Source organism: Thermodesulfobacteriota bacterium (genome assembly GCA_040757775.1).
Classification (GTDB): domain Bacteria; phylum Desulfobacterota; class UBA8473; order UBA8473; family UBA8473; genus UBA8473.
This window is the reverse complement of the sequence record JBFLWQ010000027.1, coordinates 20,731-38,726: the sequence shown is the minus strand read 5'-3', so window position 1 is coordinate 38,726 and position 17,996 is coordinate 20,731. Positions and strand designations below refer to the sequence as shown.

General features: G+C 42.6%; 15 protein-coding genes. 12 read left to right on the top strand and 3 right to left on the bottom strand.

Features of this window, described 5'->3' with window-relative positions:
- Positions 1–273 precede the first annotated feature (273 nt).
- The 12 genes from AB1401_13605 to AB1401_13550 all read left to right on the top strand — a co-directional run bounded on the left by AB1401_13605 (position 274) and on the right by AB1401_13550 (position 14,000).
- A complete protein-coding gene (locus AB1401_13605) occupies positions 274–1,098 on the top strand; it encodes an LPP20 family lipoprotein (GenBank protein MEW6616486.1) in 825 nt (274 codons plus the stop codon).
- A gap of 46 nt (positions 1,099–1,144) precedes the next feature.
- Complete coding sequence (locus AB1401_13600) at positions 1,145–2,320, top strand: S-layer homology domain-containing protein (protein ID MEW6616485.1); 1,176 nt, start codon at positions 1,145–1,147, stop codon at positions 2,318–2,320.
- A gap of 129 nt (positions 2,321–2,449) precedes the next feature.
- Positions 2,450–3,646, top strand: coding sequence for a flagellar assembly protein T N-terminal domain-containing protein (locus AB1401_13595; protein ID MEW6616484.1), 1,197 nt, complete (start codon positions 2,450–2,452; stop codon positions 3,644–3,646).
- A 22-nt stretch (positions 3,647–3,668) separates the two neighbouring features.
- Entirely contained in the window at positions 3,669–4,301 is a 633-nt protein-coding gene (locus AB1401_13590) for a GNA1162 family protein (GenBank protein MEW6616483.1), read from the top strand.
- Between the two features lie 194 nt (positions 4,302–4,495).
- Positions 4,496–5,437: a CsgG/HfaB family protein gene (locus tag AB1401_13585; GenBank protein ID MEW6616482.1), complete on the top strand. Its 942-nt coding sequence runs from the start codon at positions 4,496–4,498 to the stop codon at positions 5,435–5,437.
- A gap of 97 nt (positions 5,438–5,534) precedes the next feature.
- Entirely contained in the window at positions 5,535–5,858 is a 324-nt protein-coding gene (locus AB1401_13580) for a PEGA domain-containing protein (protein ID MEW6616481.1), read from the top strand.
- Positions 5,859–5,894: 36 nt separating this feature from the next.
- Positions 5,895–6,650 carry a FecR family protein gene (locus tag AB1401_13575; GenBank protein ID MEW6616480.1) on the top strand — a complete coding sequence of 252 codons (756 nt, stop codon included), beginning with the start codon at positions 5,895–5,897 and terminating at the stop codon, positions 6,648–6,650.
- A gap of 148 nt (positions 6,651–6,798) precedes the next feature.
- Positions 6,799–7,803 carry a hypothetical protein gene (locus tag AB1401_13570; GenBank protein ID MEW6616479.1) on the top strand — a complete coding sequence of 335 codons (1,005 nt, stop codon included), beginning with the start codon at positions 6,799–6,801 and terminating at the stop codon, positions 7,801–7,803.
- Positions 7,804–7,889: 86 nt separating this feature from the next.
- Positions 7,890–9,071, top strand: a complete 1,182-nt coding sequence (locus tag AB1401_13565; protein MEW6616478.1) for a flagellar assembly protein T N-terminal domain-containing protein — start codon at positions 7,890–7,892, stop codon at positions 9,069–9,071.
- A 93-nt stretch (positions 9,072–9,164) separates the two neighbouring features.
- On the top strand, positions 9,165–11,153 hold the full coding sequence (locus AB1401_13560) for a CsgG/HfaB family protein (protein ID MEW6616477.1): 1,989 nt from the start codon (positions 9,165–9,167) through the stop codon (positions 11,151–11,153).
- A 45-nt stretch (positions 11,154–11,198) separates the two neighbouring features.
- Positions 11,199–13,490, top strand: coding sequence for a hypothetical protein (locus tag AB1401_13555; GenBank protein ID MEW6616476.1), 2,292 nt, complete (start codon positions 11,199–11,201; stop codon positions 13,488–13,490).
- 138 nt (positions 13,491–13,628) lie between these two features.
- Positions 13,629–14,000 carry a hypothetical protein gene (locus tag AB1401_13550; GenBank protein MEW6616475.1) on the top strand — a complete coding sequence of 124 codons (372 nt, stop codon included), beginning with the start codon at positions 13,629–13,631 and terminating at the stop codon, positions 13,998–14,000.
- Positions 14,001–14,062: 62 nt separating this feature from the next.
- Here AB1401_13550 and AB1401_13545 read toward each other — a convergent pair whose 3' ends face one another.
- The 3 genes from AB1401_13545 to AB1401_13535 all read right to left on the bottom strand — a co-directional run bounded on the left by AB1401_13545 (position 14,063) and on the right by AB1401_13535 (position 17,830).
- Positions 14,063–14,485, bottom strand: a complete 423-nt coding sequence (locus AB1401_13545) for a hypothetical protein (GenBank protein ID MEW6616474.1) — start codon at positions 14,483–14,485, stop codon at positions 14,063–14,065.
- Positions 14,486–14,724: 239 nt separating this feature from the next.
- The gene (locus AB1401_13540; protein MEW6616473.1) at positions 14,725–16,080 is read right to left on the bottom strand and encodes a sigma-54 dependent transcriptional regulator; all 1,356 of its coding nucleotides are present in this window, start codon (positions 16,078–16,080) and stop codon (positions 14,725–14,727) included.
- Between the two features lie 10 nt (positions 16,081–16,090).
- Positions 16,091–17,830 (bottom strand): ATP-binding protein, encoded by a 1,740-nt coding sequence (locus AB1401_13535; GenBank protein ID MEW6616472.1) that lies wholly within the window; start codon positions 17,828–17,830, stop codon positions 16,091–16,093.
- Between the last annotated feature and the right edge of the window lie 166 nt (positions 17,831–17,996).

The following is a 17,996-nucleotide window of genomic DNA, read 5'->3' as shown; positions in this document are numbered from 1 at the left end:
CTTCAAATCGCATCTTCCGAACCTCCTGTAATATCTCTGTCCGTCCCATACGTCACCTCCACTGGTGACCATTGTAAACCGGACAGATTATGTGCTACAATACAGGACAGTTTATTTGTTTCTGACACGGCACTGTTTTTTGCTTGACAAACACCGAATCTATTATAGAATATAAGCCCTTATAGGGTTCTCATAGGGCTTAAGGCATTCCAGATTAAGATTTTTTAACCAAGAGACTCATGATTAAACCACATATTGTAAGAGGAGGTTAAAATGAAAATAAAGGCAATCATGGTGAGCGTATCATTATCTTTTCTACTCATCTTCTTTACTTCTTGGGGAGTGTTTGGAGGTAGTACAGATCAAGTTATTGAAACTATGGGTCAGGGTGAGGTTAACTGGACTCAGAATGTAATAAGGGCCACCGGAAGTGGAGCTCCGAATCCGTCTGCACCCAACATAGCAGTTGCAAGGTTGGGGGCAGAAAGGGCTGCCAAGGTAGATGCCTTAAGAAACCTTCTTGAAACCGTTAAGGGTGTAAGAATCGATTCAGAAACCACGGTGGTAAATGCCATGACTCAAAGTGACGTAATACAGGCTAAGGTTGAAGGCTTTGTTCGGGGAGCTAGGGTAGTTGACAAAAAGTATTTTTCCGACGGTGGCGTGGAGGTTGTTATAGAAGTTCCCATTACTGGTTCCTTTGCTGAAGCTCTATTGCCTCCTATGGGTGGACATAGGGTACCCTCTACCGGCAGTCCAGTATATACCGGACTGATTATTGATACAAAAGGTTTAGAGCTTCGTCCTGCTATGTCCCCAAAGGTTATTGATGAAGATGGAAAAGAAGTTTACGGTTCTGCCTATGTGTCTAAAGAGTTCGCCATCGAGCAGGGAATAGTGGGCTATATGAAAGACATAGGAACAGCCAGACAAAATGACCGAGTAACAAACAACCCTATTATAATCAAAGGGATAAAAACTGAAGGGCGGGGGAACAGTAACGTGGTTATCAAAAATTCTGATGCAAACATCCTGAGAGATACCTCTAAAAACCTCAGCTTTTTATCTCAATGTCGGGTGTTGTTTGTTGTCGATTGAATACCAAACCTAAATTATTTAATAACTAATCAGTCGGAGGCGAAAGATGAAGATAAAAACAATACAGCCCATAAACTGGATTTTTCCGTCTATTTTAATATTCTCCCTGCTTTTTATTGGTGCATGTGCCCCCCAGGCCAGGAAAGCGGTAAGCGCCCTTGATACTCCAGAACACCATGTATTTAGTGGAATGAAGCTTCTGGAGAAAGAAAATTATGATGACGCTATACGTGAATTTAACCTGGCTATCCAGTTAGACCCAAAATTCTCTTCTGCTTATACAGGCATTGGCTTAGTAAATGGTTATAAAGGAAACTTTAAAGAGGCATTTGATAATGCCAAGAAAGGGCGGGAACTCGCCAAAACGAATGATGATAAGGTCAACGCCCGGGTTGGCCTGATGAGAATTTACTCCATGGAAAGAAAAGACGGCTGGATTGATGAAGTGGAGAGTACCTTTAAAGATGCGATTGATATAGACCCTAAATCGTCAGCCGCTCATTACTATATGGGCGAAGCATATAAACTGTCTTATAATTTCGATAAATCAGGAGAAATGTTTAAGAAAGTCCTGGATATAAATGATAAATATCTGATTGAAGCAGACAATCAGTGGAAGCTGGTTCAAAAGATTCAGAGGGCCGCACCTGGAAGCATGATAGGTAAAAAGATAGCCCTGATAGAGAAGATAACCAGGGCAGATATTGCTGCATTGTTCGTTCAGGAACTGAAATTAGAAAAGCTCTATGAAAAACGATCTCCTAAAAAATTCGATACCAGTTATAAAGCCCCGTCAAAAGCCTTTGAAGCCGATCGTATTGAAAAGACTGAAGCTGCTACAGACATCTCTAATCATGTATTAAGGACAGATATTCAAACGGTTTTAAATATTGGGGTAAAAGGATTGGAACCTTATCCCGACCATACCTATCGTCCCGATGATGTTATAACCAGGGCATCTTATGCTATAATGGTTGAAGACATTCTAATAAAGGTTACTGGAGACGATAAGCTTGCCACAAAATACATTGGCAACAAATCTCCCTTCCCCGATTTGAGGAGCGATCTTCCCTACTTTAATGCAGTAATGGTCGCAACTACCAGAGGGATTATGGAGGCAGTAGATTTGACTACTGGCGAATTTGCCCCAATGAAGCCAGTTTCCGGGGCTGATGCTCTGCTGATTATAAGGAAACTCAAGGATGAATTAAGGTTCTTCTAGAAAAGATATGTTCCAAGACCTTGAAAAATACGCACTTTGTCATTTCGACTGGAAGGAGAAATCTTATAAGTGACAGTTTGTATGGATTTCCAAAGCTCTCGTTCCCATATTATACAAGGAGGGAATATCTTGAAAACATTAAGTAAGGTACTACTCTGCTTTTTAACAATCCTTGTTTCAGCCCATTATGCCCATGGAGAGCAACTTCTTCAATCACAGGTTATCAAGGCTGAGGGGGTAGGAGCAATTGTAAATAATGACAAGGCTATAGCCAGGGATAACGCTATCGAAGATGCCCTTAGAAAAGCGGTAGAACAAGCTGTGGGGACTCTTGTCTCCTCAGAGACCATGGTTGAAAACTTTCAACTTCTAAGCGACCGTATTTATACTAAAACTGAAGGATATGTACAGCAATACAAAATTATATCAGAAGCCCCGGCAGAAAATATCTATAAGGTTACTTTAGAGGCAACAGTGACTCTGGGGAACCTGAAGAATGACCTGGCTGCCATAGGTCTTTTGATGGCAAGAAAGCATAAACCCAGGGTCATGGTCCTGATTGCTGAGCAGAATATCGGTCAACAATACCTCAGCTTCTGGTGGGGGCATCAGGCATCTGAAACAAACCTATCGATTACCGAGAGCGTCCTGGTTGAAAAATTCAGGGAGAAGGATTTTAATGTTGTTGACCATGCAGCCAAGGCCAGGGATATAAAGATAGGGAAACCATACAAGGTAGCAAATCTGGATGATAATACGGCTGTCTCTCTTGGTAATCAGTACGATGCTGAGGTGGTAATAGTTGGCAAGGCATTGGCAAAACTTGTAGGAAGTGTCATGGGCACCTCTATGAAATCAGCCCAGGCGAATATGTCGGCACGGGCTATCCGTACTGATAACGGAGCAATCATTGCGTCTGCAAACACTCATGGGGCAGCAGTTCACATAGATGAGGTTACAGGGGGATCTAATGCCCTCAAAAAGGCAGCATCTGATTTGGCTTCTAAACTCATAGATCAGATCATAACTACATGGGGCAAAGAGATTAGTGGAACTACTATGGTTCAGCTGACTATAAACGGAATCTCCAGCTATCACGATTTTATGAAATTCAAGAACGTATTGCAAGAACAGGTTCGTGGTGTTAAAGGAGTCTATCAGCGGAGTATAAACGCTGGGGTAGCCAAGATCGACATAGATATAAAGGGCGACTCCCAGTCTCTTGCTGATGAATTGACAACTAAGAACTTCCAGAATTTTTCAATTAATATAAACTCTCTTTCCCAGAATTCTCTTGACCTGACCATTCTACCTAAAAATCGATAGTCTCTGTTGAAAGGAGATATACATGAAACATTTAAAACTTATCCTTATCGGGGTTACGCTTATCCTTATCTCCAGTGGTTGTATACCTGGGATCCCTCATACCTTAGTTCCTGACTATAAATCCAAGACTCCAACATCAGTTGCTGTAGTCCCCGTCCAAAATGAAACCGTAGACATGGATGCACCCCAGCTATTCAGGCCAAAGCTCTTTAATATTATTTCCTATAAAGGTTACGTATCCCCTCCTATTACTGAAATTGATTCAAAACTTGCTGAAAAGGATATAAGGGACGCAGGTCAGCTTAATTCCATGACCCCCCAGGAAATAGGAAAGCTCCTCAATGTTGATGCAGTGCTATATGGTACAGTAACAGAGTGGAGTACTACTTACCTGGTGGTCTATGCCTCAGTTAAAGTGGGGGCTAAATTTCAACTCATAGATACCAAAACAGGGGAACAACTCTGGGAATCGGAGCATATGGTTGCTGAAAGGAAATTTGGGTTGGATAGGGACTCCTTAATAGAGAATGTGGGTTTTGCTGCCTTAAAGAGATATGATCCCTATGTCCAGACTGTAATCAATACGGCATTATCTACATTACCCCCTGGGCCCAAGTATATTCCACCTGCAAAGGGTGGTTGTTTAACCCCTTAATGTCTTTACAAAATATTATAAATTTTCGCCATTCTGTATTCTGTCATTCTGTGCTTGACCCCGTATCGAGTACGGGGCGGGCACAGAATCTAGTCTTTTAGTTTTCTGGATTCTTGCTTTCGCAGGAATGACTATTGAAACCCTATAGCAAGCTACAGGGAATTATCAAGTTAAATTAACAGGAGGATTAACTAATGTTAAGCAAGAAAATGAGGGCAGGTCTTATTATATCATTTTTGTTTACTCTCGTCTGTGCCGGCATACCAACGGTAACAAAAGCTGCTCCTTCGGAAAAGGCAGTTGAAAAAGAAGCACCCAAGATTGTCTCCAAAGGACCCAAGAAGAGAGTAGGAATAGTGGATTTTGAGAACAAGACAACTTATGGTAAAGGAAGATTAGGGTCTTCAGCATCTGATATCCTGACAACCGAACTCTTTAAAACAGGGGCATTTATTGTGGTTGAACGTGCTCAATTACAGAAAATCCTTGGAGAACAGGCTTTAGGTCAATCAGGTGTAATTAATCCTGCTACGGCTGCTGAAGCAGGTAAGATACTGGGGCTTAATGCTATCGTAACAGGCTCTATATCTCAATTTGGTGTCAAGACAGAGGGAAAGGATTACGGAGTTTACAAACAGAAGATACAGAAGGCGGAGTGTACTGTGGATGTCAGGGTAGTGGATACCACTACAGGGCAGGTACTCTTTGCTGACTCTGGCTCTGGTGTTTTCGAAAAGAAGATATCCGAGATATTGGGGTTTGGACAGCGCGGCGGTTATGATGAAACCATGGGACAAAATGCATTAAGGGCTGCCATTACTAAATTTATGGACAATCTTATCCAGCAGTTACAATCAACAGAGTGGAGCGGAAGGATTGCTAAGGTGAGTGGCTCAACCGTATATATAAATGCAGGCAAGGATGTGGGACTAGAGATAGGAAATATCCTGATGGTTTACTCGCTTGGCGAAGAGATATATGACCCCCAGACCCATGTCTTATTGGGCAGGGAAGAAGGCCCGTTAAAGGCTGAATTGCTTGTTACAGGTTACGTTGATGCCAATCTAACCAAGGCTACTATTAAATCAGGCACAGGATTAACTGTCAATGATGTGGTTAAACTTAAGGTGCAGTGATGCAAGCGAGGCTTTGTACCCTTATATCGACACTGATTCCTGACACCGACACTAAGTTTAGGGTTTAGTATTTACAATTACTATGAACGAGGAGTTTATGATGAAGAATACTATACTGTTTTCTCTGCTTTTCATTATTATCCTGATGGGGTGTGGTACTCCGAAGGAAGCCACTATAGGTGTAGGCAATGAAGGAGCAATAAGGGTCGTCTGTAATCCCAGTGATGCAGAGGTTTTTGTAGACGGAGCTTCCATGGGAGAGGCAAACAGATATGATGGCAACCCTGGCTATATAAAGCTAAGCAGTGGAACCCACAAGATAGAGATAAAAAAAGAGGGTTATGCTCCCTATAGCCGGGATGTTTATTCCAGTAAGTCGCTTCAAACAATAGAGGTAACATTAAAAAAATTGAATAGATAATAAACATAAATGAAACTACTCTAAGAGAGATCGCCTATGAAAATATGTAAATCTGCAATCTGTTTAATAGGACTAACTTTTTTTCTTGCCGCCGTTTCCTTTTCTAAAGAGGTAAAATCCCCTAAAGACCAGGCTGTTGTTACCTTCCTCCAGGGGAAGGCATATGTTTTGCCAAAAGGGGAAGCAAAAGGGACCCCATTGAAGGTGCATAATCTCCTCCATAAAGAGGATAGGATAAATACAGGTGAAAAAACCTTAATAGAGATAAAACTGCCGGATGGAAGCTTTGTTCGATTCGCAGATAATACAAGCTTTACGGTTAGTGACCTGGGTTATGACAGGGAAAGCGGAGATAAAAATTTCAGTGTTAAACTGTTTCTGGGCAGAACCTGGGCTAATGCTAAAGGATTTCTAGGAAAAGGAAAAAGATTTGAGATTTCCAGTGAAAATGCTGTAGCAGGGGTTAAGGGTACTATCTATAGAATGGACGTTAGCAAAGATAAATCCGTGTTGATTAGAGTTTACGGTGGGAATGTATATGTGACAAGTCCGCCAAAAGAGATTCCTAAACCTGTATTTGAAATAGGTGCACCCAAGGAAGTCCCGGGGCCAAAAGAGGTTCGCGGACCTCGTGAAGTTACCTTGAAGGAGTGGGAACACATAGTAAAAGAAATGCAACAGATCGTGATTACCCCTGAGGGTAAAGCCTTGAAACCTGTCTCTTTCTCGCGAGAAGAAGATATAAGTGATTGGGTTCTCTGGAATAAAAAGAGAGACGAATTGACAAAATAACTTAACACTCCAATATCTTATCGTTGCCTTTATCGTCGATAAACAATACCCTATCCCTCACTCGCCATATAATGGGCATGCTGTTTGAAATACAATCGTTGTTTATCTGCAAGCCCCTCTACTATCTCTTACCTAATAAGGTGATAAAATGGTTAGTGCCATATTAATGGCCGGATACAACAACAAGCGGACAGTAAAAAAGTATAGCAGAATAGTTGCAGAACATTACGGTGAAAAGTTCATAGAGGCAGGATACAAACCTTTAAGGGAATTTAAGATTGTTCAGGATGGGCATGAAATAAACAAACCTGTGATTCAGTTCATACTTGAAAAGCTTTTTGACAGTGACTTAATTGATGAGATAGTCATTGTAGGACATAAGATGCTTCTTGAGCAACGGCTTGGTAAATTTCTCGGGAAATTCGCCAAACCGTTCCGAATTGAAAACCAGAATTCTAAAATTCCTCATCATGCAATTAAGCGTTTTAGGGTAACACCTAAAAAGGTCAAGCATAATTCTTTTGCAGGAAACATAATCAAAGGATACGCTGCCAGTGCTGCTTACAATCACAAAAAGCATGCATTATTTGTTGCCTCCGATTCGCCGCTAACTACAAAGGAGTTTATCGAATACTTTCTCCATATCGCGCAAGATTACCAGCATCATTCCGCTGCAATATTTCCTGCTGTATTTATTGGGGAAAATCAGGATAAGCTTGGCAGAAGACCTCTCAATCTTATTAATGACACAACTTATCAAGTCTCTAATATAAAAGATGAATACGGCAGGCAGGGGTTCAGGTTTTCTTCTCTAGTATTTGCAAACCCAAACCTTATAAATGTGAATAACATAAATACCGCATATAGTCTTCGCAAATCGCTCAATCCAAAAGTTCAGATGGAATTATTCAGGATCACTCATAACCTGGGATATTCAAATGTATATACAAAATACTTCATTAGAAGGGATCTGAGTATAAAAGAATGCGAAAACATCACTTCACAGTTTTTTCAGGGCAGATTTACAATTATACCCATGATAGGCGAAGATGCAACTTATGATTATGATGGCACTGATGCAGAATATCGAGAAATAACAGCTATGCTAAATAATGCTAAGGCGGTGCACCCTAATTCGTCAACAAACCCCTGAGTTAGTTACAATTTATTTGACTTTATACCATACATAATCTAAAATTCCTACTAATCTAACCGTATACTTGGGGGGGGGATATCCTAATGCATATTGAGGTTGCGGGCACCAGAATCCTTCTAAAATGGGGGGAAAACCCTATGGAGACAGTAATGAAGAAAACAGTTTTTTTTATTATTTTAATTGGTTTGGGGTTTATGTACGGCACTGCCCCTGCTCAGGAGAAGATTCTCGCAGAAGGTATGGCAGCCATTCATAGTAATTTAGTGGATATCGCCAGAGACAAGGCTATTGACAATGCCCAGCGTAGTGCAGTAGAAAGAGTTGTGGGCGTTATGATTACGAGTAGTACAGAAGTCGAGAATTTCCAATTAAAACTCGACCAGATTCTTTCTGAATCCAGAGGTTTTATCAATACTTACAGGGTTACCTCGGAAAAGAGAGAAGGCGATATGTACAGGGTCACTATTGAAGCCGATGTTGGGAAGGGAAAGCTGAAGGATCGCATGGAAGCTATCAATCTTATTATGATGAAAAAGTCCAAACCACGCCTGATGATTATTTTCGGTGGGCAAGCCCAAAAGGATGCAATTGCTGAAGCGGCAATGGCCAGATATTTTATGTCTAAGGGATTTAAACTCGTTGATGCTGAGGTTGTCAGAAAGAACAGGAAGTACGAACATCTCCAAACCCTTACCGGGGATCAGAAGATGCTGGCTGAGATGAGCCATCAGTTCGGTGCAGAGGTCGTGATTATCGGCAGTGTTGATGCCGCAGTTAACTCCTTTACAGTGGCTGGTGTTGAAGTGAGCTCAAACAAGGTTACTGTTTCTGTTAAGGTCATGAATGGTGATACGGGAGAGATAATCTCGACGGATAGTGAAAGCAAATCGGCACCAGGTATGAAGGGGGATTTTAAACTGATAACGGAAGAAGTAGTTGTAAAACTGGCAAAGAAAATGATGGAAGAGACACTGGATCGCTGGTCTTCTGAGCTAACAAATACAGTTACAGTCAAACTATTAGTGTCAGGCATTGATTCCTACGAGGATTTAATGCGGTTCAAGAATCTTCTGTCGATGGCAGTGAAGGGGTTCAAAGAGATGTACCAGCGTTCTTATGTTCAGGGAAGGGTTGACCTGGATTTAGAAATTAAGGGAAACACTCAGGGCTTAGCCGATGATATTGCGGCAATTAACGTAAATGGCGGGAAAGTTAAGATAGTAAAGATAACCCAAAACCAGATTGAAGCGATGCTCTTACATTGAGGGCAACGTACCTATCAGTATTTGACAGATTCAATCTATACTTAAGGATGATCGCTTTGCCAAAAATTTTATAAATATTAAGGGAGGTATCTAATGATTAAGCCAAGAAATTATCCGATGATTCTAATCGCTTTATTTATCCTGGTTCTTGTTTCTGCCTGTGCCGTAACCGAGAGTTACAAAACAGGACAGGAGTTGATTCAGGCGAACCGCTGGGAAGAAGCAATTCCTTTTTTTGAGCAGGCAGTGAAGGAGGATCCCAACAAGCAGGAGTACATAGATGCACTGAACCGGACAAAGCGGGAGGCGGCTAAGGTCCGTTATGAGAAGGCAAAACAGATACTTGCTTCTGCTCCTGAGGGGAACCTCTCTGTGCTCGAGCAGGTAGCGAAGGAAGCTGGTCTTGCCTATAACCTGGATCCTGGAAACAGCACTATTAAGGCTTTAGACAGTGATATCAGAGGAAAGATCGGTACCCTTATGAATAATCTTAAGTCGTTGTCCAGCCAGGCAGAATTGGACATGCAAAAGGAAGATTGGATGGCTGCCGTGGTAAAATTAAGACAGATAGTTAAGATTTCTGCCAGCTATGAAAATGCAGACAATAGACTCCTCAAAGCGGAGCAAGAAGGGACAAGGATGTTATATCAGCGAGGTTTAGCCTTCAGTAAACAGGAAGAATGGGGGTTGGCGGTCCAGGCTTTTAAGTCTGCTATGGATATTAATCCTAATTACCTGGATGTGGCCAAACTGCATAAGGATGCTATGTCAAGGGATAATGTTGATTATTACGTTAGTGAAGGTGAAAAAGCAAGGCAGGGACAGGACTGGGAAAGGGCTATTCGGCTACTCGAAAAGGCAAGCAAATACCAGCCTGACAATCGTGATATTGTGAAAAAGCTGGAGGACATTAAAATACATGTGGGGCAGATATATTTTCAGGAAGCTACCAGATTGGTCAGTCAGAGCAAGTTTTATAAGGCATTCAAAAGATTAGAACTTGCCGCTGCATCTTCACCTTCTCTATTAGACAGTCCTATTTATAGAGAATTTGTTAACAACTTTTGTGCAAAGCTGATGGAGAGGGCAGAAAAATTTTCCGGGCGTGAGATGTGGGGCAATAGCTTGGTCTGGCTGCAGAGAGCTGAGGCATTGAATCGTAATTACCCGGGGCTGTTTCAAAGGACCCTCGAGGTTAAAGACCAGATTAACAAGCGTATTAGAAAGTCCATCGCCGTTTTTGATTTTAGCAGTCCCAGTAACGATAGAGATGCAGGTAAAATAGCGGCAAACAAACTGATTGCTTACCTACACAGGAACGCCAGTGGTGATCTGCGTATCATCGAGCGTGAAAATCTGCAGTCTATTTTAAGGGAAATGCAGCTCGGACAAACCGGTCTCGTTGACATCAAGGCGGCACAAACCGCAAAGATGAGAGGGATTGATACATTTATTATGGGTGATGTTCTCCACTTCGCGGCTACGAAAACTGATACCCCAAGTATCAGTCAGGTTAAAGCCCTTGTTGACGAAACAGATGAACCCAATCAGCAATTCTTATTATGGAGCATGGCAAATCCAAGGCCAACCCCAGAACAGCTTAAGTCCGCTCCTCCTCCTACGATTAAGAAGAAGATTTATCAATTCATTTCCTACAGGCAGGGAACAACAAAAATCAGCTCCATAATAGAGGTCTCCTATAAGCTTGTGGATACCCTTACAGGAGAGAACATTTTTACCAATACAATCTCGGGAAAGATGTTTAAGGAGGATAAATACCAGGATGCCGTACCGGCTGCCGGTATCCCCTATGACCCGTTAGAGCTTCCGACAGAGGTAGAGGTAATGGATGAATTAACCAACGAGAAGGTGTCGGTGATGGGGCAGACTATCCTCAAGAATTTTCAGAGCCTTGAGGTTGAGTACTTTAACCAGGGTCAGCAATACCAGAAACGACGGAATCCGGAACTTTCCATTGAAAGATTTACAGATGCCATTTTTGATGAAAAATTAAAGGGCATATCCACTCCGATTTCCCAGAAGTCCATGGACATGATTGTCGAACTTGTTCAAAATGATTAAATAATTAACTAATAATTATCCAGTAGATTTAGGATGGAGGAGAGAATGGGCAAAAAGTGGTGCTTGATTTTTTTGATGATACTGATATTTTATCCAGTCATTGTCTTAGCCGATACTCCCCTGCAGGCCAAGATTGCTGTTTTTAACTTCAGAACTGTAAATATGGAGGCTTCGGGTTATGGTACCTCGGTTACCAATCTGCTTATAGATTCCCTTAAAGAGAAAGGTGAACTGATCATGATTGGCCGTAGGGAGCTTGAGGCTTTTTTGAACCTCCATGATCTCCAGCAGGATGATAATCCGGCAAATGTGGTTAATATCGGTACACAACTGGGGGTTGACGTCATAGTTGTCGGCAACGTTGAAAAAAAGGGAGCTACAATTGTGGTCAACTGTAAGGCTATTCATATCAAACAGAAGACGTCTATTTTTGATACCCAGTTGGTATCCTTCGGTGATACAGCTCTGGGGGGTGAAATCAAAAGGCTGAGTACCTTGATCAGCAAAGCAATAGCAGATGCCTATACCAAAAAAGTGAGTGAAGAAAAGCCTACGCCTACTTGGGGAGGCCCCACTAATATACAGAAACGATCGGGTAGCAGGAGCATATATTTGAGCTGGGAAAATGCACCCGGTAACACTGCCGTCAGTTATGAGGTGTTTCGCAGTACTTCCGAATCCGGTCCTTTTGCCTGGATTTCTCAGGTAGCACAACCAGAGTATCTTGATCGGAATTTAGAGAAGAATACCACTTATTATTATCAGGTCAGGGCATCTGCTAGTAGTGGGCTTCGCAGTAATTTTTCATCAGTTATTCGTGCTGAGACAGTCCCTGTTCCTAACCCCCCTGTTATTTTAAAGGCAATAGGCCACATAAAGAGTGTTGAGTTGACATGGTCCCCCAATCCAGCAAAGAGCGATGATCCCCTGGAATTGAAGGGGTATAAACTCTATCGGGCAAAAGCAGAAGATGGTCCATACAAAGAGGTGGTCAATATCCTCGGCCGGGATCTGGGTATTGGTGTAAATGTCACAACTACTCTCGACAAGTTGCTTAAGGTGGTCCGTGTAGATCGGGGACTCGGCGATGGGGAAGGCTATTACTATAAACTGACGGCATATAATGAAAAGAGTTTGGAAAGTGAATTTTCCAGCTCTGTTAAGGCTACAACCACATCGGTTGTCAGTGGTGTCTCCGCCCACGGAATGATAAGGGAAGCTAAACTGACGTGGGTTCCTGTTGATTCTCCTTTCGTCAAGGGATACTACATCTATCGAAGCACTGGAGAAACCGGAAATTTTACCAAGATTAAGAAAGTTGAGGTTTCTAACATTTCAGGTACCGGTACCAGGGAGAAGATGGAGTATAATGATAGGGAAGAACTTGGCGATAATCTTTCCTATTACTATAGAATTACTGCTTTTGAGGATGAGGATAGGGAAACGTCACCATCAGTGGCGGTATCAGCCGTAACAAAGGGTAAACCACCTGCTCCGGAGGGGGTAAAAGCTGTAAGTGGCATGGTAAAAAAGGTGGAACTTACGTGGACGGCGAGTTCCAATGAAGACATTGAGGGTTACAAGATCTACTGGTCCAGAGAAAAGGTAGGTAAATATATGTTGCTCTCAAGATTAAAGGGACGGACGACTAATAAGTTTACCCACGACGGGGGAGGGGAAGAAAAGCTCGATGATAACACCACTTATTATTACATAATCAGATCCTTCAACAAGGTGGATGTGGAGAGTGATTTTTCTGAAACAGCCTTTGCCACGACAAAGGCTAGACCGACGAAACCATCAGGACTTAAAGGAGAAGAAGGGAAAGTAAAGGAGGTGCCTCTTGCCTGGCTATCAAATCCAGAAAACGATATCGTCGTTTATCATGTCTGGCGCGCTGGTCCTGAGAAGGAAGAATTTACCCGCATTGCGGATATTCGTAGTGAAACCGCATACATTGATAAGGGTCTCAAAGATGGCTGTGGTTATCGTTACCGTATCCAGGCAGAAGACAGGGATGCACTGCTAAGTGATTTTTCGGAAACCATCAGTGTTCAGACTAAACCTAAACCGAAACGTCCTGAGGGACTTAACGGCAACCTGACTAAGGGAAAGGTCGTACTCAACTGGAACCCTGGGAGCGAACCTGACATTTCACATTATGATATTTACGAAAAACGGTTTTTAGGACTCGCAAAGATTGCCACCGTTAAAATACCAGGTTTTACCGGGGAAAGTCTTCCGAAGGGGAAGGAAAAGGCATATGTCGTTATCTCTGTTGATAAGGACGGTCTTGAAAGTGAGCCCAGCGAAGAAGTAACCATCATGAGAAAATAGAGGGATATGATTTCCCAAATACAAACTTGACGAACTCGTAAAAAGTCAAAATTGGGATGGCAAAGTAATCCGCCAGAGGCGGACAGATGGACTTTTTACGAAGCCATCAAACTTTATTTTTAAACTAAGGAGGGTTTAGTGATGCGATATAGAGGGGGGCGGATTCTATTGGTATGTCTTATTGTGTTTTTTCTCTGTACTGTATCCTTTGCCGCTGAAATTGGAACATATCAGATTGTTCCTGGCAAAGATGACAATGCCTACCTCGTTAATACAACAACGGGGGCAGTCTGGGTTCTTACCTATCGTACCCTTCCCACGGGACGGGAACCCGTTGCCATACCCTATAAATTTATAAAATTCTCGCCTCAGAATTATAAAAGTTTTCTTATTGAGGATGTTCCAGGTGCTTTTATAAAATTATCACCCCATAATTATAAAGAATTTCTTAGTGAAGAGGCTCCCCCGACTCCAGGAAGGGTCAAAGAACGCGTTGATGATGGAAAGTGAGTTTGTATACGTAGAATTTCAAGATAGAGGTCAGGGGTTGTCCCCTGACCTTTTGCCCTATCTTAGTAGAGAGGTCGGACCCATCCAGTTGTTTTGTCAATGGCAAGCTTAGCTACCAGAGAATCCTCTTTTGTACGGATCTCTGCCTCAAAGTAGGTATCTTTATCAGTGATTTTTCCCACCTTGAGATTGGGGTTTGTACCGACATAATTACCGAGAATAGACTTTGCTTCTTTCTCAGTTATGGCTTTAGTCTCTCCATAGGTACCAGGAGCGTTCCGGCAATAGCCACCGTAACCCGGGACTATCATATTGCCCCCGTAGCCACCATAGCCTGGACCCATCATGCGGCCATTATTGCCACCATAACCAGGGCACATCATGTTCATGCGCCCCCCATAACCACCACGGGCAAATGCAACGCCCCCCATCCATATTCCTAATACCACAGCCAATACGACCAATAAAGCCAATCCCTTCTTCATGTCTGACACCTCCTTTCTTTATATTTTTTGTAATATTTGTAATAAGGTAAATGCAATGGCTGTGCCACAAGGAGAAAAAGATGTGAGAAATTATATAACCTATTGAATTTAAAATATTTTTTAGAAGATTAAGATAAGGGGAATTTATACGCTGAAGACCCCTATTGCATAATTTTTTCACATAGGAGCATTCGTAGATGGGAAAGATTGAGTAGTTTTTATACGGATACGGAATGCAACTATATCTCTAACCCGTATTCTTTTATCTTATTTTGTAGTGTCTTTCTTGTTATTCCAAGGATAGCAGATGCTTTTGTTCTGTTTCCACCTGTCTTTTCAAGTGTCCTCCGTATAACCTCCCTCTCTGTATCTCGAAGAGTATGACCCATGATAATTTCAGACTGTTCTTCTTCCTGCTGAGACCCACCGATAGCGGAGGGAAGATCGTTCAGGGAGATTATCTCCCCTCTACACATGATTACCATCCTTTCCACGATGTTCTCAAGCTCCCTGACATTTCCAGGCCATGTGTAACGAATTAATACATCAATTACTCTTGGTTCAAATCCTCTTATACTTCTTTTGTTCTTTTCATTGTATATACAAAGAAAATGCTCTGCAAGGATTGGGATGTCCTCTTTTCTCTCCCTGAGTGGTGGTATAGTAATGGGTACAACATTGAGCCTGTAGTAGAGATCTTCTCGGAACTTTCTCTTTTTAACCTCTTCCTCGAGATCCTTGTTGGTGGCTGTAATGATCCTGACGTTCACCTGGATTGTCCTGGTTCCCCCTACTGCCTCGAATTCCCTCTCCTGAAGGACTCTGAGAATCTTAGCCTGGGTTGGAATGGACATCTCTCCTATTTCATCAAGAAATATCGTTCCACCGTCGGCAAGTTCGAATCTTCCCTTTTTTTTGTATATAGCACCAGTAAATGCCCCCTTTTCATGACCGAAGAGTTCACTCTCAAGAAGTGTTTCTGGAAGTGCTGCACAGTTGACCTTGATATATGGATTCTCCTTTTTAGGGCTGTTCTGATGAATAGCGTTGGCCACAATCTCTTTGCCCGTCCCACTCTCTCCAAGGAGAAGTACAGTAGCATTTGTCGGCGAAACCATGGAGAGGGTTTCGAAAAGCTCTTTCATCTTTGGGCTGTTACCGATAATGCTGGAGAAGTCGAATCTTATTCCAAGCCTTTCTCTATTCAATAAGTTTTCCTCTTCCAGTTGCCTGTAACGAAGAACCTTATTAACCTTGATAATGAGTTCATCCATATCCAGTGGTTTAGTAAGATAGTCCTCAGCACCTGATTTGAGTGCCTGCACCGCTGAATTGATGGAGCCGTATGCTGTCATTATGAGAACAGGGATGGTGGGGTTTATCTGTCTTATCTGTTTGAGAGCATCTATCCCATCCATCTTTGGCATTCGTACATCCATAAGGACAAGATCAAAAAACCTTTCAGAGACTCTATCTACGGCTTCCTTGCCATCCGACGCCTCCACCAGTTCAAAGCCTTCCCCCTTCAGGTGGGCACCAAGCATCATTCTATGGCTTTCTTCATCGTCAACAACAAGGATACTCTTTTTAACCATACCTTTTCCTCTATGAGACGGGTAACTCGATACGAAATACCGTTCCCGAGCCTTTTTTGCTTTTTACTGATAAGGTTCCACTGTGATTTTCCACAATTCTGTGGGCGATGGCAAGTCCCAGTCCTGTACCTTCCTTCTTTGTGGTGTAGAAAGGGTCAAATATCTTTGACAGCTCATCTTCGGGTATGCCGGGTCCTGTATCCTCGATTTCTACAAAGAAAGCATCGGCGTCTTCTCCTCTGAAACAACGAATCCACAGGTTTCCTCCCTTTTGCATGGCATTTAGACCATTCAGTTCTATGTTGAGCAGTACCTGGGTGATCTGATCCCTGTCTAATTCCAGGTCAGGAATACCTTCTTCTATATCTATAATTACCTGTATGCTCTTAGATCTGGCATCGTCCTGGATAAGTTCAATGCTATGATGAATGAGGTCAGCAAGGGAGACCTTTTCTTTTACAAGTTCCCTAGGTCTGGCAAAGTCCAGCAGGTTCGATATTACCCTATTGAGCCTCTCCACCTCCTTGATCATGACTCCACCGTATTTGTGATCTTCGGTTCCTGGAATGGTCTTCTTAAGGAAAAACTGGGCAAACCCCTTTATAGAACTCAGTGGGTTTCTGATTTCATGTGCCATCCCTGCAGCCAGACTTCCCAGACTCGCAAGTCTTTCGCTTCTCTTAATCCTCTCTTCCAATTCCTTTATTTCTCTCAGATCCCTCAGTATGAATACCGCTCCAAGGTCCTCTCCATCTTCAGAGATAAGCCTGGCAGCACTGACCGAAAGAGGAATGGATTCTCCATTGCCACAGGGATATTCGATCTCCCTCTCAAGGACTCTCTTCCTATCCTTTAATGACTGGAGAAGCGGGGTTGCAAATGTGAGGAAGGTCCTTTTCAGCTCTTTACGCTCATCTGGTATCCCTTCTAAGCTAAAAATCTCCCTTGCCCTGTTATTAACTGTAACAATCTCTCCTTTATCATCAATGGAAATAACCCCGTCTGGCATGTTACCCACTATATTTGTTGTATAAGTAGTCATAGAATCGAGGGTTCTGTTGACGATGTAATAATTTTGGGCAAGAAAGATGAAATACAGGCTTGCCGACCCCATAACAAGCAGGATCAGCGCCATCATTATGGCATGCCGGATATCGCTCCTTTGCGCCTCATCGAATGTACGGGTATCCAAACCCACTATGGTATATGCCTTTCCAGATAGAATAGAATCGAAGACTCCCCCCCTGGAAACCATCATGGAATGCATCATCGAATGTCTGGGACCATGCATGGCACCCCTCATTCCCCTGAATGCAACCAGAGGCTGAAATCTCTTGGCAACAAGGAATTGTCCATCCGTATCGAACCAACTCTTGGGCACCTTCTGCTCCTTCAGTTCCTTCAGCTTCTCCATTTGGGGATATGAGGTACCTGCCAATTCATCATCACTGTGAGCGATTATGAGACCGTCTTCCTCTATGATGCTTATAAAGCGAATGTCCGTCAGGGTCGAAATTTCGGACATAAGCCACTGAAGATTTCCTCCCCTTCCCATCATCCCCATCATACCAGAACGGAAGGATGCCTCCATGCTCCTGAGAACAATGGTACCATCCCTTAAAAGCGATTCCTCCATCCTGACCCTTTCCCGATGGAGGTTCCTGAAGGTTGAGATACTCAGTAAAACAATAAGGGTAAGGACTGTTGTCAGTATTGTGATAGAAGGAAGGTAAAGCCTTTTCTTCTGCATTAGTTACCTCTGAAGGTTCAAGCTTGTTGCAAAACAACTAACTTAACTGAGGGGGACGCCCTTAAGTTTCTAAGTTACTAACCCAATAGCAGATAATCATTTTCTCTCGCAATCCATTTGTCACCCTACTGCCAACTTAAAATCTTAAGGACGTCCCCCCTATTTA